The organism is Catenuloplanes japonicus, assembly GCF_000717135.1.
Taxonomy (GTDB): Bacteria; Actinomycetota; Actinomycetes; order Mycobacteriales; family Micromonosporaceae; genus Catenuloplanes; species Catenuloplanes japonicus.
In genome coordinates, this window is record NZ_JNXY01000044.1 from 1 (window position 1) to 22,750 (window position 22,750).

13 protein-coding genes are annotated in these 22,750 nt (G+C 71.7%); 2 read left to right on the forward strand and 11 right to left on the reverse strand.

The window, feature by feature from the left end; translation table 11 throughout:
* Positions 1-362: 362 nt before the first annotated feature.
* The 8 genes from OP04_RS44265 to trpC form a co-directional block, all read right to left on the reverse strand.
* On the reverse strand, positions 363-1,613 hold the full coding sequence (locus OP04_RS44265; protein ID WP_033346056.1) for an AAA family ATPase: 1,251 nt from the start codon (positions 1,611-1,613) through the stop codon (positions 363-365).
* A gap of 237 nt (positions 1,614-1,850) precedes the next feature.
* The gene (locus tag OP04_RS44270) at positions 1,851-3,323 is read right to left on the reverse strand and encodes a glutamate synthase subunit beta (protein ID WP_033346057.1); all 1,473 of its coding nucleotides are present in this window, start codon (positions 3,321-3,323) and stop codon (positions 1,851-1,853) included.
* Complete coding sequence (gene gltB / locus OP04_RS44275) at positions 3,316-7,926, reverse strand: glutamate synthase large subunit (protein WP_033346058.1); 4,611 nt, start codon at positions 7,924-7,926, stop codon at positions 3,316-3,318. The genes OP04_RS44270 and gltB overlap by 8 nt, the downstream gene beginning before the upstream one ends.
* Before the next feature lie 417 nt (positions 7,927-8,343).
* A complete protein-coding gene (locus OP04_RS44280; RefSeq protein ID WP_033346118.1) occupies positions 8,344-9,546 on the reverse strand; it encodes an FAD-dependent oxidoreductase in 1,203 nt (400 codons plus the stop codon).
* Between the two features lie 21 nt (positions 9,547-9,567).
* Complete coding sequence (gene lgt / locus OP04_RS44285; RefSeq protein WP_033346059.1) at positions 9,568-10,641, reverse strand: prolipoprotein diacylglyceryl transferase; 1,074 nt, start codon at positions 10,639-10,641, stop codon at positions 9,568-9,570.
* Between the two features lie 403 nt (positions 10,642-11,044).
* Positions 11,045-11,848 carry a tryptophan synthase subunit alpha gene (gene trpA, locus OP04_RS44290; RefSeq protein WP_033346060.1) on the reverse strand — a complete coding sequence of 268 codons (804 nt, stop codon included), beginning with the start codon at positions 11,846-11,848 and terminating at the stop codon, positions 11,045-11,047.
* Entirely contained in the window at positions 11,845-13,104 is a 1,260-nt protein-coding gene (gene trpB, locus OP04_RS44295; protein WP_033346061.1) for a tryptophan synthase subunit beta, read from the reverse strand. The genes trpA and trpB overlap by 4 nt, the downstream gene beginning before the upstream one ends.
* On the reverse strand, positions 13,101-13,904 hold the full coding sequence (gene trpC / locus OP04_RS44300; RefSeq protein WP_033346062.1) for an indole-3-glycerol phosphate synthase TrpC: 804 nt from the start codon (positions 13,902-13,904) through the stop codon (positions 13,101-13,103). The genes trpB and trpC overlap by 4 nt, the downstream gene beginning before the upstream one ends.
* Before the next feature lie 381 nt (positions 13,905-14,285).
* Here trpC and OP04_RS44305 point away from each other — a divergent pair, with 381 nt between their 5' ends.
* Positions 14,286-14,507, forward strand: a complete 222-nt coding sequence (locus OP04_RS44305; protein ID WP_033346063.1) for a hypothetical protein — start codon at positions 14,286-14,288, stop codon at positions 14,505-14,507.
* Positions 14,508-14,557: 50 nt separating this feature from the next.
* Here OP04_RS44305 and OP04_RS44310 read toward each other — a convergent pair whose 3' ends face one another.
* Genes OP04_RS44310 through hisI form a run of 3 tightly spaced genes read right to left on the reverse strand, consistent with a single transcriptional unit; the run spans position 14,558 to position 16,994 of the window.
* Positions 14,558-15,088 carry a Trp biosynthesis-associated membrane protein gene (locus tag OP04_RS44310; RefSeq protein ID WP_033346064.1) on the reverse strand — a complete coding sequence of 177 codons (531 nt, stop codon included), beginning with the start codon at positions 15,086-15,088 and terminating at the stop codon, positions 14,558-14,560.
* Positions 15,085-16,611 (reverse strand): anthranilate synthase component I, encoded by a 1,527-nt coding sequence (locus tag OP04_RS44315; protein ID WP_033346065.1) that lies wholly within the window; start codon positions 16,609-16,611, stop codon positions 15,085-15,087. The genes OP04_RS44310 and OP04_RS44315 overlap by 4 nt, the downstream gene beginning before the upstream one ends.
* Entirely contained in the window at positions 16,608-16,994 is a 387-nt protein-coding gene (hisI, locus tag OP04_RS44320) for a phosphoribosyl-AMP cyclohydrolase (RefSeq protein ID WP_033346066.1), read from the reverse strand. The genes OP04_RS44315 and hisI overlap by 4 nt, the downstream gene beginning before the upstream one ends.
* 320 nt (positions 16,995-17,314) lie before the next feature.
* Here hisI and OP04_RS50820 point away from each other — a divergent pair, with 320 nt between their 5' ends.
* A complete protein-coding gene (locus OP04_RS50820) occupies positions 17,315-22,714 on the forward strand; it encodes a hypothetical protein (RefSeq protein ID WP_051800005.1) in 5,400 nt (1,799 codons plus the stop codon).
* Positions 22,715-22,750 lie beyond the last annotated feature (36 nt).

Genomic DNA, 22,750 nt, shown 5'->3' on the forward strand with positions numbered 1-22,750 from the left:
GGCTCGCGGGGCGCGGGGCGGCTCGCGGGGCGCGGGGCGGCTCGCGGGGCGCGGGGCGCGGGGCGGCTCACGGGGCGCGGGGCGGCTCGCGGGGCGCGGAGCGCGGGGCGGCTCACGGGGCGCGGAGCGCGGGGCGGCTCACGGGGCGCGGAGCGCGGAGCGCGGGGCGGCTCGCGGGGCGCAGCGTCCGAACGGAACTGCGAGCCGATGGCCGCGGCCGGACCGGATCCTGGTGCCGGAGGATCGGTAGGCCGGACCGGTTTTCGCGGGTGGTGACCACCCGCGGATCCGCAGCCGCGGGAGCCGCGGGACGGGACCACGCCGGAAGCGGGAAATCTGGGGTTAAAAGCGGTTTCTGGGGGTCAGCCCGCTTTTGGGGGCTTCACCGCGCGGAGTTTGCGGCCTACCTGGCCTTCGCCGAGGTCGGGGACGGCGCCGAAGCGGCCGGCGAGGTAGGAGGTGGGGAGGTCTTCGTGGCGACCAGGCTGGGCGGCGGTGAGCGGGAAGATGTCGCTGCAGCCGATTTTGTCTTTTTCGACGAGCCAGACCTGGCCGGGTTCGAGCAGGCGTTTGCCGCTGGGGGTGCTGAGCACGCTGACGTCGTGGGCGGTGAAGAGGAGCTGGGCGTCGTTCGTGTTGACCTCGGGGTCCTGGAAGAGGCGGACGACCTCGGCGGCGAAGCGCGGGTGGAGGCTGGAGTCGAGTTCGTCGACGAGCAGGACCGCGCCCTCGTCCAGCGCGAGCAGCATCGGGCCGAGCATGGCGAACCAGCTGCGGGTGCCGAAGGACTCGGATTCCCAGGGCATGGGGTACGCCGTGCCGTCCGCGCCGGTGTGGATGAGCTGGACGTCGGTGACCGTGCGGCCGGCGACGCGCGTCTCGATCGGCTCGACGCCCTCGATGCCGAGGTCGGCGGCGCGCAGCAGCGCCTCGATGCGGTCGCGCTGCGGGCCGAGCACGGCCTGGCGGGTGAACTCCTCGCGCTGGTAGCGCTCGTCCTCGGGGGTGAGGAACCAGAGGTTGCGCTCGAACCAGTAGAAGACCGGTGTCAGCTCGGGGTGGTTATTGGTGGCGGCGACGGTGAGGAAAAGCGCGTTGGGCCGGGTCAGCTTCACCATTGCGGCGCGGTCCTTGAGCCGGTCGCCGGGGAATTCGAAAGGCTGGCGGCGGGAGGCGTCGCGGTCGAACCAGACCTGGCGGCGGCCGCGCGGATAGGCGTGCAGCCATTCGGCGACGACGCGATCCGGGCCGAGCTCGAAACCGTAGGTGTAGCGGATTCCGTCGTTGACGAAATCCAGCTCGTACAGCGAGGTCTCGCGTTCCGCGGCGGGGTCGAGCGCGAACAGTTCGCGGGGGACGCCGCGCTGGGTGGCCCACTGATAGTAGGAGTCGAGGACGGCGGTGCGCATCTCGACGAGGCCTTTGAGCAGATTCGACTTTCCGGAGGCGTTCGGCCCGAAGATGCCGATCAGGGGGTAGACGTCCAGCTGCCGTCCGCCGGCCACCGGGACCTGCCGGGATGCGTGGGCGGTCTTGCCCGCGGGAACGGCGAAAGCCAGCTCCCGCTCTTCGCGGAAGGACCGGACATTGGCGACCCGGAACTTCAGCAGCATCTGATCTCCTCAGTCGCGATCAGCGTTGCCTGCCCTCTGGATTCTGATTCGCGGTAGAACTGTGCGCGTGCACGCGGGTGGGCCCTGACGCGACGGCAGCACCCAAAGATGATGCCAGCACCGAGCGGAATCAACAAGATCGTTCGCGTTTTGGTTACTCGCGGGTTCGAATACGTGACGGAATGCTGAAGCCGCACCCCGCAATGAGTGACGGGATGCGGCTTCAGACGATAATTCCTAGATCGATAGCGAGTGTGCCGCCGCACCGACCGGCGCGGGCAGCTGACCCGCCGCGCCGAGGTAGTGGTGCACGGCCGCGGCGGCCGCGCGGCCCTCCGCGATCGCCCAGACGATCAGCGACGCACCGCGGTGCATGTCGCCGGCGACGAACACGCCCTCGGCCGCGGTCTGCCAGGTGTCGTCCGCGTCGATCGCACCGCGCGGGTTGCGGGCGATGCCGAACTGCTCCAGCAGCGGCTGCTCCTCGGTGCCCTCGAAGCCGATCGCCAGCAGCACCAGGTCGGCCGGGAGCACGCGCTCCGAGCCGGGCTTGACGGTCAGCACCCGGCGGCCGTCAATTTTGCTCACTTCGACTTCGGCGATGCGCACGCCGCTGACCTGGCCCTCGCCGTTGTCGACGAACTCCTGGACCGCGACCGCGAACTCGCGGACGCCGCCCTCCTCGTGCGCCGGGTAGTTGCGGATCACGTAGGGCCAGGTGGGCCACGGGTCCCGGTCGCCGACCCGGGCGGACGGCGGCTCCGGGTAGATGTCCAGCTGGAAGACCTCGGTCGCGCCCTGCCGGTGCGCGACGCCCAGGCAGTCCGCGGCCGTGTCGCCGCCGCCGATGATCACGACGGACTTGCCGGCCGCGTCGATCGGGGTGGTGTCCTGCAGGCCCGCGACCACGCGGTTCGCCGGGACGAGGTGGTCCATGGCGAGGTGGACGCCCTTGAGCGTGCGGCCCGGCGTCTCCGGGGTGTCGCGGCCGGCGAGCGCGCCGGCCGCGAGCACGACGGCGTCGTAGTCGGCCTTGATCTGGTCCGCATTCACGGAGACCCCGACGTTGACCCCGGTCCGGAAGACGACGCCCTCGGCCTCCATCTGGGCCATCCGGCGGTCGATGTGCTCCTTCTCCAGCTTGAAGTCCGGGATGCCGTAGCGCATCAGGCCGCCGATGCGGTCGTCGCGCTCCAGCACCACCACGTCGTGACCGGCGCGGGCCAGCTGCTGCGCGGCGGCCAGACCGGCGGGACCGGAGCCGACCACCGCGACCCGCTTGCCGGACTTGGTGACCGGGGGCTGCGGCGTGACGTACCCGTTCGCGAACGCCCGGTTGATGATCTCGACCTCGACCTGCTTGATCGCCACCGGGTCATCGCCGATGCCGAGCACGCAGGCGCCCTCGCACGGCGCCGGGCACAGCCGCCCGGTGAACTCCGGGAAGTTGTTCGTGGCGTGCAGCGACTCGATCGCGCGCGCCCAGCCGCCGGTCCGGACCAGGTCGTTCCAGTCCGGGATGCGGTTGCCGAGCGGGCAGCCCTCGTGGCAGAACGGGATGCCGCAGTCCATGCAGCGGGTGGCCTGCTCCTGGACGAGCTGGTCGCTCGCCTCCGGATAGACCTCCCGGTAGTCCCGGATCCGCACCGGCACCGGGCGGCGGGCCGGCAGCTGCCGGCCGTAGCGCAGGAAACCGTTCGGGTCAGGCACGTGCGACCTCCATGACTGCCTCGTCGACGTCACGGCCGGCGGCTTCGGCGGCACGGATCGTTTCGATCACTCGCTTGTAGTCACGCGGCACCACCGCGACGAACTCCTCGACCGCGTCCGACCAGCGCTTCAGCAGCTGCTCGGCCACGGCGGAGCCGGTCTCGGCGGCGTGCCGCTGGACGAGGCCGTGCAGGAGGGCCTGCTCCTCGTCCGAGAGCGTGGTCAGCTCGACCAGCTCCGGGTTGATCCGGCGCTTGTCCGGGCGCCACAGGAACGCGGTGCCGCCGGACATGCCGGCCGCGAAGTTGCGGCCGTGCGCGCCGAGCACCACCACGGTGCCGCCGGTCATGTACTCGCAGCCGTGGTCGCCGATGCCCTCGACGACCGCGGTCGCGCCGGAGTTGCGGACCGCGAACCGCTCGCCGGCCCGGCCGCGGATGAACAGCTCACCCTGGGTCGCGCCGTAGAGGATCGTGTTGCCCGCGATGATCTGGTCCTCGGCCGTGAACGGCGCGTCCGCGTCCGGCCGGATGACGATCCGGCCGCCGGAGAGGCCCTTGGCCACGTAGTCGTTCGCGTCGCCGAAGATCCGCAGCGTGACGCCGCGCGGCACGAACGCGCCGAACGACTGGCCCGCGGTGCCGTGCAGCGTGACGTCGATGGTGTCGTCCGGCAGGCCCGCGCCGCCGAAGCGCCGCGCCACCTCGCCGCCGAGCATCGCGCCGACGCTGCGGTGGTCGTTGCGGATCCTGGTGGAGATCGTCACCGGCGAGCGGTCGTCCAGCGCCGGCTTGGCGAGCGCGATCAGCTCGTTGTCCAGCGCCAGCTCCAGGCCGTGGTCCTGGTCGCGGACCTTGAACCGGGCCGCGCCCTCCTCCAGCTGCGGCACGGCGAGCACCGCGCGCAGGTCGAGGCCGCGCCCCTTCCAGTGGTCGATCGCGGGCGCCAGGTCCAGCGACTCGGCCTGGCCGATCGCCTCCTGGAGCGTGCGGAAGCCCAGCTCGGCCAGGTATTCGCGCACCTCCTCCGCGATGAACATGAAGAAGTTCTCCACGAACTCCGGCTTGCCGGTGAAGCGCTCGCGCAGCACCGGGTTCTGCGTGGCGATGCCGACCGGGCAGGTGTCCAGGTGGCAGACGCGCATCATGATGCAGCCGGAGACGATCAGCGGCGCGGTGGCGAAGCCGAACTCCTCCGCGCCGAGCAGCGCGGCCACGATCACGTCCCGGCCGGTCTTGAGCTGGCCGTCGACCTGCACGGTGATCCGGTCGCGGAGCTTGTTGATCAGCAACGTCTGCTGCGTCTCGGCCAGGCCCAGCTCCCACGGCGTACCGGCGTGCTTGAGGCTGTTCAGCGGCGAGGCGCCGGTGCCGCCGTCGTGGCCGGAGATGAGCACCACGTCCGACTTCAGCTTCGCCACGCCGGCCGCGACCGTGCCGACGCCGGACTCGGACACCAGCTTCACGTGGACGCGGGACGCCGAGTTGACGTTCTTCAGGTCGTGGACCAGCTGCGCCAGATCCTCGATCGAGTAGATGTCGTGGTGCGGCGGCGGCGAGATGAGGCCGACGCCGGGCGTGGCGTGCCGGGTCCGGGCCACCCAGGGGTAGACCTTGTAGCCGGGCAGCTGGCCGCCCTCGCCGGGCTTCGCGCCCTGCGCCATCTTGATCTGGATGTCGTCCGCGTTGACCAGGTATTCCGTGGTGACGCCGAAACGGCCGGACGCGACCTGCTTGACGGACGAACGCCGGGCCGGGTCGTACAGACGGTCGACGTCCTCGCCGCCCTCGCCGGTGTTCGACTTGCCGCCCAGGTTGTTCATCGCGATCGCGAGCGTCTCGTGCGACTCCGCGGAGATCGAGCCGTACGACATGGCGCCGGTCGCGAACCGCTTGACGATCTCGGTGGCCGGCTCGACCTCGTCCAGCGGGATCGGGGTTCCCGGCTTCAGCTGGAACAGGCCGCGCAGGTGACCGCCCTCGGCCGCCAGCGTGTCCACCTTCGCGGTGTAGCGGCGGAACACGTCGTACTGCTTGCTACGGGTGGCGTGCTGGAGCAGGAACACCGTCTCCGGGTTGAAGAGGTGGATCTCGCCCTCGCGGCGCCACTGGTATTCCCCGCCGACCTCGAGCGCGCGGTGCGTGCGCTCGGCCGGATTCACCGGGTACGCCTTCGTGTGCCGGGCCGCGATCTCCGCGTGGATCTCGCCGAGGCCCGCGCCGCCGATCTTGCCGGGCGTGCCCGCGAAGTAGCGCTCCACCAGCCGCCGGTCCAGGCCGACCGCCTCGAAGACCTGCGCGCCGCAGTACGACGAGACCGTCGAGATGCCCATCTTGGACATGATCTTCTGGACGCCCTTGCCGAGCGCCTTCACGTAGTTGCGCACCGCCTTGCCCGGCTCCACACCGGACAGCGCGCCCGTGGAGATCAGGTCCTCGACGGACTCGAACGCCAGGTACGGGTTGATGGCGGCGGCGCCGTAGCCGATCAGCGCGGCCGCGTGGTGCACCTCGCGGCAGTCGCCGGACTCCACGACCAGCGCCACCCGGGTGCGCGTCTGCTCGCGCACCAGGTGCTGGTGCACCGCGGCCGTGAGCAGCAGCGACGGGATCGGCGCCAGGTCCGCGTTGGAGTCCCGGTCGGAGAGCACCAGGATGCGCACGCCGTCCTCGATCGCCTCCGAGACGTGCCGGCAGATCTGGATCAGCCGCGCCCGGATGCCCGCGGCGCCGTCACGCAGCGGGTAGAGGCCGGAGACGCGCACGGCCTTGAAGCCGGGCAGGTCACCGTCCTCGTCGATCGACAGGATCTTGGCGAGCTCGTCGTTGTCGATGATCGGGTAGGGCAGCACGATCTGCCGGCAGGACGCCGGGCCCGGGTCGAGCAGGTTGCCCTCCGGCCCGATCGTCATCTGCAGGCTGGTGACCAGCTCCTCGCGGATCGCGTCCAGCGGCGGGTTCGTCACCTGGGCGAACAGCTGGTGGAAGTAGTCGTAGAGCAGCCGCGGCCGCTTCGACAGCGGCGAGATCGGCGTGTCCGTGCCCATCGAGCCGAGCGGCTCCGCGCCCGCCTTCGCCATCGGGCCGATGAGGATCTTGAGTTCCTCCTCGGTGTACCCGAACGTCTGCTGCCGGCGCTGCACCGAGTCGTGCGTGTAGACCGTGTGCTCGCGGGCCGGCAGATCCTCAAGGTTGATCAGGCCGGCGTGCAGCCACTCGTCGTAGGGCTGCGCCGCGGCCAGCTCCGCCTTGATCTCGTCGTCCTGCACGATCGTGCCGGCCACGGTGTCGACCAGGAACATCTTCCCCGGCTGGAGCCGGCCCTTGGCCACCACTGACGCCGGGTCCAGGTCCAGCACACCGGCCTCGGAACCCACCACCACAAGCCCGTCGCGGGTACGCCACCAGCGCCCCGGACGCAGGCCGTTGCGGTCCAGCACGGCGCCGACCACGGAGCCGTCCGTGAACGCCACCGCGGCCGGACCGTCCCACGGCTCCATCAGGCTCGCGTGGAAGCGGTAGAACGAGCGCTTCGCCGGATCCATGTCCGGGTCGTTCTCCCAGGCCTCCGGGATCATCATCAGCACCGCGTGCGGAATGCTGCGCCCGGACAGGTGCAGCAGCTCCAGCACCGCGTCGAAGTTGGCGGAGTCGGACGCGTCCGGCGGGCAGACCGGGAACAGCCGCTTGATGTTGCCGGGCAGGTTCTTCGACTGCAGCGCCGCCTCGCGGGCCGCCATCCAGTTCTTGTTGCCGCGGATCGTGTTGATCTCACCGTTGTGGGCGATCAGCCGGTACGGATGCGCGAGCGGCCACGACGGGAACGTGTTCGTCGAGAACCGGGAGTGCACCAGCGCGATCGCGCTGTCCACCCGCTCGTCCTCGAGGTCCGGGAAGAAGACCGGCAGCTGGTCCGGCGTGAGCATGCCCTTGTAGACGAACGTGCGCGAGGACAGCGACGGGAAGTAGGCCGGGATGCCGCGCTCGGCCGTCTCCCGCTCCGCCTGCTTGCGCACGCAGAACGCCACCCGCTCCAGGTCGAGCCCGGACAGCGGCGTGCCGGCCGGGATGCCCGGCGTGGACGCGAGCTGCTCGGCCGCGATGAAGACCTGCCGGATCAGCGGCCGGGCCGCGTCCGCGGAGGCGCCGAGGTCGTCGCTGACCACGGGCACGTCGCGCCAGCCGAGCACGTCCGCGCCCTCGACGAGCGCGTACTTCTCGAAGATCTGCGTGGCGCGGGCCGCGTCGGCCTCGGCGCGCGGCAGGAAAACCAGGCCCGTGGCGTACTGCCCCGCGGGAGGAAGTGCGAAATCGGTGACCGCACGGAAGAAATTGTCCGGTACCTGAATCATGATGCCGGCACCGTCGCCGGTATTCGTCTCGGCACCCCGCGCGCCACGGTGATCAAGACGGATCAACGCGGAAACGCCCTTGGCGACCACATCATGCGAACGCCGGCCGTGCAGGTCCGCGACGAACGCGAAACCACAGGCGTCATGCTCGAACGACGGGTCGTACATCAGGCCGGCCGTTCCGGGGAAACTGCCCGTTGGGGCGGCTCCGGTAACGGGAAGCTGAGCTCCCTGAGGGTACGGAAAAGCCACCGGGCCTCCTGTCGTCGCTCGCTGGTTGAAGATGTCGGGACGACGTCGGCCCTGTGCAGAGTCTCTAGAGTCTACGTGAGTCCGCGCCGTTTCCCACCAATACAGATTGATCACACGTCCACGATCTGAGACATGCGGGCTCACTCGATGTCTGTCGCGGATTTCGATGCATTGGCGCTCTTCATTGGCAGTGACGACGCGTATCCGCTATATGCACGGCCCGCATTGTCGGCGGGAGAAAACGCCGTCCGGCACAGACATTACCGTCGTACGGCGGCGCCGTCGCGGCATCGGCACGCCCGGCGAGGATCCCGGATCCGCTGGCCGCGGCCGGGACGACCGGGCCCGGCGGGTGTGCGGCGCCGCTGACGGCGCTGGATCCGATGACGAATGCATTTCGCCACCGTTAATCACGCGTCAGGCGGGCGGGCGCCAGTCCCCCGCGGTGGTGGCGACGCTGCCCAGCAGGCGGGGCGTGATCGTGCCGAGCGCGGCGTCGCGGGCGCGCAGGGCCAGCCGGCCGCGCGCCTGGATCACCGCGGACATCCGGCGTGTCTGACGCACGATCGTCGCGGTGCGCGGCCGGCGGGCCCGGCTGTACTGCTCGATCGCGGTGGTCAGCGTCCGGCCCGGCACCGCCTCCGCCATCACGGACCGCAGCGTGGCCGCGTCCTCGAACGCGAGGCAGGCGCCCTGGCCGAGGTGGTGCGGCATCGCGTGCGCGGCATCGCCGAGCAGCACCACGCCGCCGGGGCCGGAACCGAAGCCGTACTGCCGGGGCAGCGGGCGCAGCTCCCGTACCTCCTGCTGGATCAGATCCTCCGGCTCGGTCGCGTCGAGCAGCGCACCGATCGGCGCGTGCCAGTCGGCCAGCCAGCGGCGCAGCAACTGCAGCTGGGTGGCGGGCGACTCCGGGCGCGGCGCGCCGGCCACGGTGGCGACCCAGTAGATGCCGCCCCGGGAGGAGCCGCCGGCCGAGCCGCGCTCGCCGAGCGACACCGCCACGAACCGGTAGCCGGCGCCGAGCGTCTCGCCGTTCGGCGGCATGTCGTCGGGCAGGCGGGGGGCGCGGTACCAGGGGATGACGGCGCGCCACGCGGCACAGCCGGAGCTGACCACGGACGCCTCCGGCGCCAGGTGGCGGCGCAGCACGCTGTCGATGCCGTCCGCGGCCACGATCAGGTCGGCCTCGTAACGCTGCCGGCCGTGCCCGACCGACGGCCGGTCACCCTCGTGCAGGTGCACGGTGTCGATCGGCACGCCGGTGCGGATCTCCACGCCGTCGCCGAGCCCGGCGATCAGCGCGTCGTGCAGATCCTCGCGGTGCACCACGATCGGCGGCAGCGTGTCCGGGCCGGGCTGGCGCGGCTGGACGAGCCACTGCCCGTCCGGCCGCCGCACCCCGCGATCGCGCAGCGGCGTGGCGATCGCGTGCAGCCCGTCGCCGAGACCGAGGGAGCGCAGCGCTCGGACGCCGTTCGGCCAGAGGATCAGCGCGGCCCGGTCCACCGGGACACGGTCGCCCCGCTCCAGCACCGTGACCTGCCAGCCGCTCCGGGCGAGAGCGCCCGCCGCGGCGAGACCGCCGATCCCCGCACCCACCACGATCGCCGTGCGCATCATGGATCCCTCCGGCTCGTCCTACTTGTCGTCGCCGCCCGGCGTGGCAGGAGCCTCGTCGGCCGTCTTCTCCCCGTCGTCCGCTTTCTCTTCCGCGACAGCGGGCGAGGCGGGTTCCGGGTCCGGGATCTCGCCGGTCCGACGGTACGTCTCGAACTGTTCCTCGGACACCACGGTGTACCCGGTCGGCGCAACCTGCTGCGCCTTGGCCGGCTCCTCCCCCTCGGTAACCGCGGCCGGCGCCGTCACCGGCAGGACCGGGATCAGGAACTCGCGCGGCCCGCGCGTCCGCAGGAAGTAGATCAGCGCGCCCAGGAACACGACCACGGAGGTGAACACGTTGAGCCGGATGCCGAAGAACGCGTTGGCCGGGTCGGTGCGCATGATCTCGATCCAGAACCGGCCGACCGTGTAGCCCATCACGTAGACCGCGAACGCGCGGCCGCGGCCGAACTTGAACTTCCGGTCCAGCGCCAGGACCAGCGCCGCGACGCCGAGGTTCCAGACCAGCTCGTAGAGGAACGTCGGGTGGTAGAGGCCCGGCTGCAGGATCGGGTTGCCGTCCGCGTCGAGCAGCGCGTGGCCGGGGTTGTCGTCGTCCATCTTGTGGATCTCCAGGCCCCACGGGACCGTGGTGAGGCCGCCGTACAGCTCGTTGTTCCACCAGTTGCCGAGCCGGCCGATCGCCTGCGCCACCGGCAGGCCCACGGCCACCGCGTCCGCCAGGACGCGCAGCGGGAGGCCGTACTGCCGGCAGGCGAACCAGGCGCCGAGCGCGCCACCCGCGATGGCGCCCCAGATGCCGAGGCCGCCCTCCCAGATGTAGAGCGCGCGGATCGGCTCACCGCCCTCCCCGAAATAGGCCTGGGGGGACGTGATGACGTGGTAGATCCTGGCCCCGATGATGCCGGTCGGCACCGCCCAGACCGCCACGTCGAGCGTGACCCAGGGCGCCGCGCCGCGTGCCCGGAGCCTGCGCTCCGTGATCAGCACGGCGGCGACGATGCCGAGAACGATGCAGAGTGCGTATGCCCGGATCGGGAAGCCCGCGACGTGCCAGACCGCGACGCTGGGGCTAGGGAGTGCCTCAATCACGGTTGCACACGCTACCTGCGCGTCGTCGCGCTGCGTACCCCCGGGTTATGCCAAGCGCAGTCCCCGAAAAGGGGTACTGAGCTTATGGTCGTCGCTCCGCTCCTCCGGGCTCGGCGCCGCTCCCGGCGACGACGGGCAGATCCAGACGAAACCGTGTCTGGATCTGCCCGCCGTCTCTGGTCGCCCGCGCCTCACGTGGGTCGCTGAGTTCCGCCGTGGCCGAGGAAAACTGCAGACAAAACAGATCGGCGCCACTCCCGGCGACGACAGGCAGATCCAGACGAAAACCGTGCCTGGATCTGCCCGCCGTCTCTGGTCGCCCGCGCCTCACGTGGGTCGCTGAGTTCCGCCGTGGCCGGGGAAAACCGCAGACAAAACAGATCGGCGCCACTCCCGGCGACGATCAGCGGGTGACGGAGCGTGCGCCCTTGGCCAGGTCGGCGCCCAGGTCGCGCAGGGAGGCCAGGCCGGCCGCGCGGTCCGGGGCCTCCAGCACGCGACGGATGAGCGCGCTGCCCACGATCACCGCGTCCGCGTAGGCGCCCACCTCGGCCGCCTGGACGCCGTCGCGCACGCCGAGGCCGACGCCGACCGGGATGTCCGCGTCCGCGGCCCGGATCCGGGTGACCAGCTCCGGCGCCTCCGAGGAGACGGCCTCGCGGGCGCCGGTGACGCCCATCAGCGCGGTGGCGTAGACCCAGCCGCGGCAGTGCGTGAGCGTCATCGCGAGCCGGGCGTCCGTCGACGACGGCGAGACCAGGAACGTGCGATCCAGTCGGTACGCGTCGGAGGCGGCCAGCCACTCGTCGGCCTCGTCCGGGATCAGGTCCGGCGTGATCATGCCGGTCGCGCCGGCCGCGGACAGGTCGCGCGCGAACGCGTCGACGCCGTACCGCTCGACCGGGTTCCAGTAGGTCATCAGCACCACCGGCGCGCCCGCCTTCGCGACCGCCTCGATGATCCGGAACGTGTCCCGGGTGCGCACGCCGTGCGCGAGCGCGATGTCGCTGGCCTTCTGGATGACCGGCCCGTCCATCACCGGGTCGGAGTAGGGAAGCTCGACCTCGATGACGTCGATGCCGGACTCGACCATCGCGACCATCGACGCGATGCTGTCGTCGACCGTCGGGAAGCCGGCCGGCATGCAGCCGACGATCAGCGGCCGCCCCTCGGCGCGGGCCTTCTCGAACGCGCCGCTGAGGCTCACAGGTTCTCCTCCGGGACGATCGTCTCGTTCTGGTCCAGGATCCCGAAGTACGCGCCCGCGGTGTGCACGTCCTTGTCGCCGCGGCCGGACAGGTTGACGAGCACGACCGGCTCGCGGCCCAGCTCGTCACGCAACACCGGGATGATCTTGACGGCGCCGGCCAGCGCGTGCGCGCTCTCGATCGCCGGGATGATCCCCTCGGTCCGGCAGAGCAGCTGGAACGCGTCCATCGCCTCCCGGTCCGTGACCGGCGTGTAGGACGCGCGCCCGGTGTCGTGCAGCCAGGAGTGCTCCGGGCCGACGCCCGGGTAGTCCAGGCCGGCCGAGATCGAGTGCGACTCGACGGTCTGCCCGTCCTCGTCCTGGAGGATGTAGGTGCGCGCGCCGTGCAGCACGCCGGCCGAGCCGCCGGTGATCGACGCCGCGTGCCGTCCGGTCTCCACGCCGTCGCCACCGGCCTCGAAGCCGTAGAGCCGCACGTCGGTGTCCGGCACGAACGCGTGGAAGATGCCGATCGCGTTCGACCCGCCGCCCACGCACGCCGCGACCGCGTCCGGCAGCGCGCCGGTCTGCGACAGGCACTGCGCGCGCGCCTCGATGCCGATGCCGCCCACGAAGTCGCGGACGATCTCCGGGAACGGCGCCGGCCCGGCCGCGGTGCCCAGCAGGTAGTGCGTGGTCTGCACGCTGGCCACCCAGTCGCGGAGCGCCTCGTTCAGCGCGTCCTTGAGCGTGCGGGAGCCGTTCGTGACCGGCACGACCGTGGCACCGAGCATGCGCATGCGGGCCACGTTGAGCGCCTGGCGCTCGGTGTCGACCTCGCCCATGTAGACCACGCACTCGAGGTCGAGCAGCGCGGCCGCGGTGGCGGAGGCGACGCCGTGCTGGCCGGCGCCGGTCTCCGCGATCACCCGCTTCTTGCCCATCCGCTTGGCGAGCAGCGCCTGGCCGAGCACGTTGCGCACCTTGTGGGCGCCGGTGTGGTTCAGGTCCTCGCGCTTGAGCAGGATCCGCGCGCCGAGCTTCTCGGACAGCCGGCGCGCGGAGTAGAGCAGTGACGGCGTGCCCGCGTAGTCGCGCAGCAGGCCACCGAACTCCTCCTGGAACGCCGGGTCCTGCTTGGCGGACCGGTAGGCGGCATCCAATTCGTCCAGCGCGCCGATCAGCGCCTCCGGCACGAACCGCCCGCCGAACCGCCCGAAGTGCCCGGAAATATCCGGCAGAGCCGGATAACCGGGTAGCGTCGGCGCGGTCATCGGGCCGGCCTCGGCGTCGCGGGGTGGTTGCCGGCGTTGACCAGCGCGGCCACCGCGTCACGGGGACTGCTCTGGGTCACCAGACCCTCGCCGACCAGCACCGCGTCGGCGCCGGCCGAGGCGTACCGGATCAGGTCGTGCGGCCCGCGCACCCCCGACTCGGCGATCTTGACGACCTCGTTCGGCAGGCCGGGCGCGATCCGCTCGAACACGGTGCGGTCGACCTCGAGCGTGCGCAGATTGCGCGCGTTCACGCCGATCACCCGGGCGCCGGCTTCCAGCGCGCGGTCCGTCTCGTCCTCGTCGTGCACCTCGACCAGCGCGGTCATGCCCAGCGACTCGATCCGCTCCAGCAGGCCGACCAGCGCGTTCTGCTCCAGCGCGGCGACGATCAGCAGCACCAGGTCGGCGCCGTGCGCCCGCGCCTCGTGCACCTGATAGCTGGAGACCACGAAGTCCTTGCGCAGGATCGGCACGTTCACGGCCGCCCGCACGGAGTCGAGATCGTCGAGCGAGCCGCCGAACCAGCGGCCCTCGGTCAGCACACTGATCACCCGGGCGCCGCCTGCCGCGTAGTCACGCGCCAGCACCGCCGGGTCCGGGATGTCCGCGAGTTGCCCCTTGGACGGGGACGCGCGCTTGACCTCGGCGATCACGCCGACGCCAGGCTTGCGCAGGGCCGCGTACGCGTCGATCGGCGGTGGCGCCTCGGCACACAGCTCTCTCAGTCGCTCCAGAGAGACCTGCTGCTGCCGGATCTCGACGTCCTCGCGCACTCCGGCCAGGATCTCGTCGAGCACACTGCCGCCGCTGTTGTCCGCAATACCATGCTCAGCTGTCACCAAGGACTCCCCTCTCCGGGTGTCATGGGCCGATGCTAGGTCGCGCCCTGCCGCAGGCCACGCTCGGGGTATGGCGTGCCTCACCGGGTGGGCTCCGGCATAATGCCGGACCTCCCGTAAGTGCGGGGTGACGGTGGGTGTCCGGAATCACCCCGCACGCCGCATTCACCAGCATGATCGCGGCGACCTGGGCATCCATTGATCACTTTGCGTCACGACCATCGTCAACCTCACGGTCATTGACCGGAAACACACCTCGGGCAGCATGGGGAGCAGGCACACTAGTCCGCGGGCCCGTTCCGGCGCCCGTCAGCCAGATCCACCGTGCGGGGTACTCACATGACTTCCCAACGCGCCAACGGCCTCGTTCAGATGACGCGCACCGTCTGCTCCGTCGCGTCCGACCTCGCGGAGAACGTGGAGCGGGCCGTCGTCGGCCACGCCCGCGTGCGCACCGCCAGCGGAAACGCGTGGGAGGCCGTCTGCGCCGACCGCGACCGGGCCCGCCGCCAGGAAGAGATGCGCCGCGTCGCGGAAAAGCTCGCCGCCGCGCGCCGTTAGAAGAACTTTCAAAAATCTGCGGGGGTACGCCGTACCCCCGCAGATCTCGGTCATTCGCCCGTGGGGTCCTCGCCGCGGTCCAGGGCGTCCCAGGCCTGGCGGGTGCCGCGCGGACCGTTCATCGCCGGCTGCGGCTCCTGCGCGGCGCGGGCCGGGCGCTCGTAGCGGGCACCCATCGAGGGCCAGTCCGGGCCGCGGGCGGCCGTCCAGCCACCGGCCGCGAGCACGGCCAGGCCGCCGATCAGCGTCAGCACCGGCCACACACCCACGGACAGGTTCGCGGCGGCGCCGGCCACGATCGCCAGCCCCAGCACCGCCAGCAGCGCACCGACCAGCCGCCGGACCAGGCCGCGCGTGGCGATCACCGCACCCGCGCCGGCCAGCGACACCACGGCCAGCGGCGGCAACCAGGACAACAGATCCCCGCCGGTACGCTCCGCGCGCACCGGCGGCAACGGGGCCGCCCGCGTGGTCACCTCCACCAGCCACACGCGCGTGACGGCGTAGAGCGCCAGGCCCGCGCCGGCCACGCAGAGCACCAGCGCGATCGTGAACGCCCTCCGGTGTGCGGCCGTGCTCATCGCGCCGGGCGCAGGGTTTCGGCGGCCGCGATCGCGGCGAGCACCGCCGCGGCCTTGTTCCGCGTCTCCAGCTCCTCCGAGACCGGATCCGAGTCCGCCACGATCCCGGCGCCCGCGCCCACGTAGGCGTAGCCGTTCCGCAGCAGCGCGGTCCGGATCGCGATCGCCATGTCCATGTCGCCGCCGAAGCCGAAGTAGCCGACCGTGCCGCCGTACAGGCCGCGGCGCGTCGGCTCCAGGCTCTCGATGATCTCCATCGCCCGGACCTTCGGCGCGCCGGACAGCGTGCCGGCCGGGAACGTGGCGGCCAGCGCGTCGAACGCCGTCTGATCCGCGCGCAGCTCGCCCAGCACCGTGCTGACGATGTGCATGACGTGGCTGTACCGCTCGATCGTGGCGAACTCCGGCACCTGCACCGTGCCCGGACGGCACACCCGGCCCAGGTCGTTGCGGCCCAGGTCGACCAGCATCACGTGCTCGGCGCGCTCCTTCGGGTCGGCCAGCAGCTCCGCGGCGAGCGCGGTGTCCTCGGCCGGGGTGGCGCCGCGCGGACGCGTACCCGCGATGGGGTGAAGCAGTGCCTTCTTGCCGTTGACCTTGAGGTGCGCCTCCGGCGAGGAGCCCACGATGTCGAAGTCGTCGAACCGCAGCAGATACATGTACGGGCTCGGGTTCGTGGTCCGGAGCACGCGGTAGACGTCGAGCGGGTCCGCGGTCGTCGGGCGCTCGAACCGCTGCGCCACCACGATCTGGAAGCACTCGCCGTCCCGGATCGCCTCCTTCGCCACCTCCACGGCCTTCTGATATTCACCATCGGGGGTACGGCTGAGCGGCGGTGCCTTCCGGATCGACTCCACGGTCGAGACCATCGGCGGCGTCGGGCGGGACAGCGCGGACGTCATCGCGTCCAGCCGGCCGATCGCCTGGTGGTAGGCGGCGCTGATCTCCGCGTCGTCCGCGTCCTCGCCCACTATCGCGTTCGCCACCAGCGTGGCCGAGCCCTCGTAGTGGTCCAGCACCACCAGGTCGGTCGCCAGCATCATGCCGATCTCCGGCAGCCGCAGATCGTCCTCCGCCTGCTCCGGCAGTCGCTCGATCCGCCGGATCAGGTCGTAGGCCAGGTAGCCGACCATGCCGCCGGTCAGCGGCGCCAGCCCCTCCCCGGCCTCACCGCGCAGCGCCTCCACGGTCGCGCGCAGCACCTCGATCGGCTCACCCTCGACCGGCACGCCCGCCGGGGGCGTTCCCAGCCACACCGCGCGGCCGTCCCGCTCGGTCAGCGTGGCCGCGCTGCGGACGCCGACGAACGAGTACCGCGACCAGGCGGTGCCGGCCGAGGCCGCGCCCTGCTCCGCGGACTCCAGCAGGAACGTGCCCGGCCCGCCGGCCAGCTTCCGGTAGACGCCGACCGGCGTCTCCGCGTCGGCCAGCAGCTTGCGGGTCACCGGCACGACCCGGTGGCCGCCGTCCCGAATACCGGCCCGGAAGGTGGTCTCGTCGGGGTGAACGGCGCCGCTCGTCATGCGGGGGCTCCCTGCTGCTGGATCGTCAGGTCGTTGGTGAAGCAACTGTGGGTGCCGGTGTGGCAGGCCGGGCCGACCTGCTCGACCGTGAGCAGCAGCGCGTCGCCGTCACAGTCGAGCGCGGCGGCCTTCACGTACTGCCGGTGACCGGAGGTCTCGCCCTTCACCCAGTACTCCCCGCGGCTGCGCGACCAGTAGGTGGCGTGCCCGGTCGCCAGCGTGCGGCGCAGCGCCTCGTCATCCATCCACGCCAGCATCAGGACGTCGCCGGAGCCGTGCTCGCGCACCACGGCCGCGAACAGGCCATCGGGGGTACGGCTCAGGCGCGCGGCGATGGCGGGATCCAGGACGGCGGGCGGTGTGGATTCACTGATGTCTGGCACAGTTCTCGATTCTTCCGCATCCCGTCGGCCGGTCGATGACCCGGCCGGGTTCCGCGCGCCACAGTCGAGCGGCGGGCTGCGGTGGCCGGGGCGTCGCGGGCGGTTTCCTGCGGTGCCCCGGGCGGATTTCGTGCGGTGTCGCGGGCGGATTTCGTGCGGTGTCTCAGCGTGACCGATCGGCCCTGGGGAGCGGGGTCGGAAAACGCCCGGCCGCGCATTAAGTCAGACATTTTACCGCGCAAAGGCCCCTCCGGGGTGCTGTGTCGATCACGCGTGGCGGGTACCGTTCGCCTCACCTCACGAGCGGACGGAGAACCCCCATGCCCCCGACGCCCCCCTCCGGAGCCGGCGAAGGCCCTGAGGACGCCACGCCCGGCTGGCAGGCGCACGGGCGTCCGGTTCCGCATCCGCGGCAGGCGGCGGACAGCGCTGCGTTCTTCGAGGACGGCGCCGAGGCCACCCAGGCCTCGGACGCGCCGCTCCCTCCGTACATGTCACAGCTCATCGACCGGCCGGGCAATCCGTGGGGCGCGCCGAGCCCATGGGCGCCGGCGCCCACTCCGGCCGAGCCGCCGACGGTGCCGATCGGGCGCGGCGACGGCTTCTACGACTACGGCGACGACGACGATTGGGAGACCGAGCAGTTCGGCGACCCGCGCGAGCAGCGCTCCTCCGTCGTCGACCTCGCCTCCTGGTCCGGTCTCTCCCCGGCGAACCTGCACCCGGCGGGCTCCGGTCCGATTCCGGTGCAGCCGGCCGGGCCCACATCGGGGGACGAATCCACGTTCGGCGACACGCCGGCCGAGGCGACGCAGGCGATCTCCCTGGCCGACGATCCGGGCGCGACCAGGGCGCTGGGGGTGCAGGGCGCAGGCGGGTCCGAAGCCGCGGCGCCGGACGATCCGGAGGCGACCACGGCCCTTGTTCCGGACGATCCCGAGGCGACCACGGCGATGGGGGCCTTCGTTCCCGACGACCCGGATGCGACCAGGGCGATGGGGCTGCCGGTACCGGAGGCCCGCGGTGGGCCGGGCGCGGCGCCGAAGCCTCCGGCCGAGTTCGCGCCGCTGAGTGCGCAGGCAGAGCCCGCCGGTCCGGTCGATCTCGCCGATCCCGGGGAGCACACGGGGAGAGACACTGCCGATCGAAGCCCGGTGACGCAGCCGGGTGAGGCCGGCCGGAACCTCGGCGGGCTGCAGCCCATCACGCCGGGCGTCCGGCCGGGGACCAGGCGATTCGTGCCGAGCCAGGGTGGTGCTCCCGGGCCCGGGGTTCCCGCCGGTGGTAACGGCGCCGCCGGTCCGTCCGTACCGGTACAGAGCACCGCACAGAACAGAGGACCGGCATCGGAGGGTGCGGCGTTCGCGCCGCCGGCCCCGAGCCCGGACCGGCCGGCTCAGGAGCCGTGGGGCGGCAAGCCGTTCATCCCGGAGATTCCGTCCATCCCGGACACCGCGCGGAGCCCGTGGTCCCCGTTCGGCGGATCGACACCGGTAACCGATCCGGCACCCCTGCCCGCACACGACCTCAACAGCCCTTACGCGCCGCGCATCGACGAGGATCCCCAGGCCGCAGGCTGGCCCGTCGCTCCCCGCACCGCGCCGGACGACTCGGGGGACGCGGATTTGCCTCCTTCCGCGCTCACCGTTGCACCAGTACGAACGGGCGAGACAGTCCGCACCGATGTACCGGCACAATCCCGCGGTACTGACACCGACACGGATCTGATCGGCACGGATGCCGGCCCGGCGCGCGGGCCGCAGCGCACCTGGCAGCCGGTTCCGGACGAGACCGCCGCCGGGCCCGCCACCGAGCCACCGGTGCAGTCCGGTGCGGAGGGACCGTCGCCCAGCGACGACGTCCTCGACGGGGACCATCCGGCCCGCATCGACGATGCCGAGGCCGACCGCCACCGCGCGACGACCGGCGAGAGCCGATCGACCCGCCACGGCGGTGCGGACGACGCCGCTCTCACGGACGACGCCACTCCTGTGGACGGCACCGCCCGCATGGACGACGACGCCGCCCGCACGGTCGACGTCACTCGGGTGGTCGGCACCACTCACGCGGACGACGCCGCCCGCACGGACGACGCCACCCGGGTGGACGACGCCACTCGGGTGGACCGCCGCCGACAGTCGGACCGGGGCGACCAGTACGACGATCGCTACCCGACGGATTCCGAGGAACAGACCCGGCCGCAGGACCTGGCAGCGGTCCGAATGCAGGAAGATGATCAAGTCCCGGGTCAGGCCGGCGCACACTCCCTGACGGACGCCGCCGACCAGGCGAACTCCTTCCGCCGGGCAGACAGCCATGACGGAGTGGCCCGTCATGGTCAGGCGGAGAATTCTGGGGCTTCATCCGCTGACGGTGAAGCGCTGCCGCCGCTGGGAGCGGCGGATGCCGGTCCCGACGGCGCAGCGACGACCACCGCCAGGACCAGGCCGCCGGTGGAGATTCATCTTGAGGTCTTCCAGCCGGCCACAGCGGCCGTGCCGGCGACGAGCGACGCCCCGGCAAAGACGGCGCCGCTCACGGAGGGTCCGCAACCGCTCGCGGAAAGTGCACAGGTAGCGGAGAACGACCTACCCGTGGAGGCCGCACCGACCCCACGCACCGACTCGACGGCCGCCACCGATATGACGGAAGCCGATCTAGCGGAAGCGAACCTGGCGGACGCCGGGCGGACGGCCCCCGGGCGGACGGATGCCGATCTGGCGAACCCCGGGCAAGCACACGCCGATCTGGCGGACGCCGGACGAGCAGAGGCCGGACGAGCGGACGCCGATCTGGCGGTGGGGAACGAGTTGTCTGCTGACGGCGAGTTGATCACGAGGGTGGCATCAACGCCGGGCTTCGACATGGCGCTGGGCCCACTGCCGCCCGGCATCGAGTTGGAGGCAGCCGCGGGAGCCGCACCGGGCGCCAGCCCCCGCTCAGAAAACATACAAACGACGTATTCCGGACCAGACGCGAACGCGGACACCACACCGGTCACGGTCGAATCGTCCGCTGCCGGAAATCGACCGGCCATCGAAGACGGGCCGATCGCGGAGGCCGGCCAGATGGCAGCGGCTGAGTCGGACGCGGGAATCGATCGCATCGCGGAAGCCGATCAGCCGGTGGAAGCCGGGCCGGCTGAGTCCACCACGCTGACGGCAGGCGACGAAGCGGCGACCGGGAGCACGACGTCGTGGATCGCGGACGGCGAGGCAGACGAGGCTGCCGGCATCCAGGCGGGTCCGGAACTGGACGCGGAACTGGATCCCGACGCCGACATGAGCGGTTCCGGGACTGAACACCCGGCTCCGGTGTGGGTCAATGCGACCCGCCTGCAGCCTTTCCATCTTCCGGCCGACCGGGACGAGGCAGGCGCGTTCGCCGAGCAGACCGACGCGCGGCCGGCTGCCGATCACGATGCGCGGCCGACACGCGCGGGTCGCCGGCGGGCGGATCCCGCCGAAGACCTTCATCGGGACGACGAGACACCGGTCGAGGTCATCGCGGCGATCGCGGAGGCGCTGCGGGAACGTACCGGCGCCCACACCCTCGCCACGGACACCACCCGGGATCGAAACGAAACGACGTTGTCCGCCGAGGCCACGGCCGACGCCCTGCGCGAGCAAGACGCCCTGCGCGAGCAAGACGCTCAGCGCGAGCAACAGGAACACGACGGCCTGGGCGAAAGGGGCGCTCTGGCCGCAGCCGGCCCCTGGACGGAAGCAGCAGCCGACACCGGGGACGCACCCAGTTCTGAAGCGCCAGCCGGCTCTGCGGTCACTGTCGGCTCGGAAGCCGCCAGCCCCGGCCCGCAAGCCAGCGTCGGCTCGGAAGCCAGCGCCGGCTCCGAGGTGGCCACCGGTTTGCCGACGGCGGCTGCGGCGCCTGCCGGGGAGCGGAATCCGGCCGAACCCGGGCCCGCGGCCATTCGTCCGGCGGCGTCGGGTGGGGTGAGCCTCTCCTCCGAGCGAAGTGCCGAGATCGGTGCGGCCGTGGCCGCGCTTCGCTCGGGAGCCCGGAAGGCCGGCAGCATCGTCTACACGCCGGCATCGCCGGCCAAGCGACGCATCCCCGTGCCGACGACGGACGCGCAGGCGGAGACCGCGACCGATACGAGCGCGGACGTCGAACTCCCCACCGCCACGGACACACCGATCACGGAACCGGACGCGGCAGCCGAGCAACTCACGGAGTCGCACCTCGCGAACGCACAGGTCATGGAACCGGAACCCGCCGTCGCCGAGATCACGGCACCGAACGCCCCAGATCCACAGCTCACAGAGCCAGCCCGCGGATCGACGCAGCCCACAGAGCCCGACCCCGGATCGGCGCAGCTCACAGAGCCGGATCACGGATCGGCGCGGGCCACAGAGCCGGATCACGGATCGGCGCAGCTCACAGAGCATGACCTCGTGAGCATGGAGGAGGCGAGGTCGGCTGGCGCCGCCGCATACGACACCGACGCGACGCGGGTGGCTGAGCACGACACCGAAGCAGATTCCGCAGGCACGCAACATGTGGACTCGCTCGCCGCCACCGCCGCACAGGGCGACGTCGTGCATGGCGAGTTCCACCGCGACGGAGATCCGGCCTCTGCAGAACCGTCCGCAGCAGAAGAGGTCTTCGCCGAAGTGCAGGACGCGGAGCCGGCACTCGCAGCCACCGACAACGCGGAGCCGACACTGGACGCGAAGCCGGCCTGGGCAGACACGCAGCTCGTAAACGCTGCCACCACCGACACACCAGGTACAGACCCGAACCCACCAGACATATACGACACGGATCCTGCCCGGATCGCAGAAACGGACCTCGCGGAAACGCCGACCGCGGAAACACCGACCGCGGAGACACCGACCGCGGAGACGCCGACCGCGGTCGCGCACGATGCGGACGTGACCGCAGCCGCCGCATCGGTCGTGCAACCGGACCCGCAGGAAACGGAAGCAGCCGCGCAGGAGAGCGAAACAGGCACGCCGGCCCACGGGAATGTGCCCGCCACCGAGGCGCCACCGGACGAGCTGGAGTCAGCCTCCCAGGCCGCCGACCCGCACGACGCACATGATGCGGACGATGACGAGCGGGACTCCGCACGGACGACATGGGCACGCACCCCGGTCGAACCGCCGGTCACCGGCGGATGGGCCGGCACCACCGAGGCCGCCATGGCAGCCATGGACGAACACGACCTCGGCCCGACCGACGCGAACACCGATCCCGAGCCCGAGCCTGATGCCCTCGAGCCCGAGCCCACCCACGAGCCGGCCCACGAGCCCACCCACGAGCCCGCCCGGCCCGTACCGTTCGACGATCGTGCACGTGATGACGACGAGGATTATGGGGATGACGACGTGACTCTGCTGAGCACGAATCTGGACCGCGACGACGACCGGACCACCGAGAAGGACGACCCGGACGCGCCGCAGCTGCGCCCCGGGGACGTCGTGGAGACGCCGATCTCGGTGTGGACGGACGAGGCGGCGGCGCCGTTCCGGCAGCAGTGGCATGAGATCAAGGCGCAGTTCGTGGACGACCCGGTGGGCGCGCTGGCGCAGGCGCAGACCGTGTGCGCGAACGCGGTGCACGACCTGGCCGACTCGCTGCTGGCGGAGCAGGCCGGCCTGGACCCGCACAAGACGAACGCCACGCCGGACACCGAGAGCATGCGGATCGCGATGCGCCGCTACCGCGAGTTCCTGGACCGCATTCTCGCCCTCTGAAGCCCGAAAGCCCTGGGAAAAGCCAGGACCCCGAAG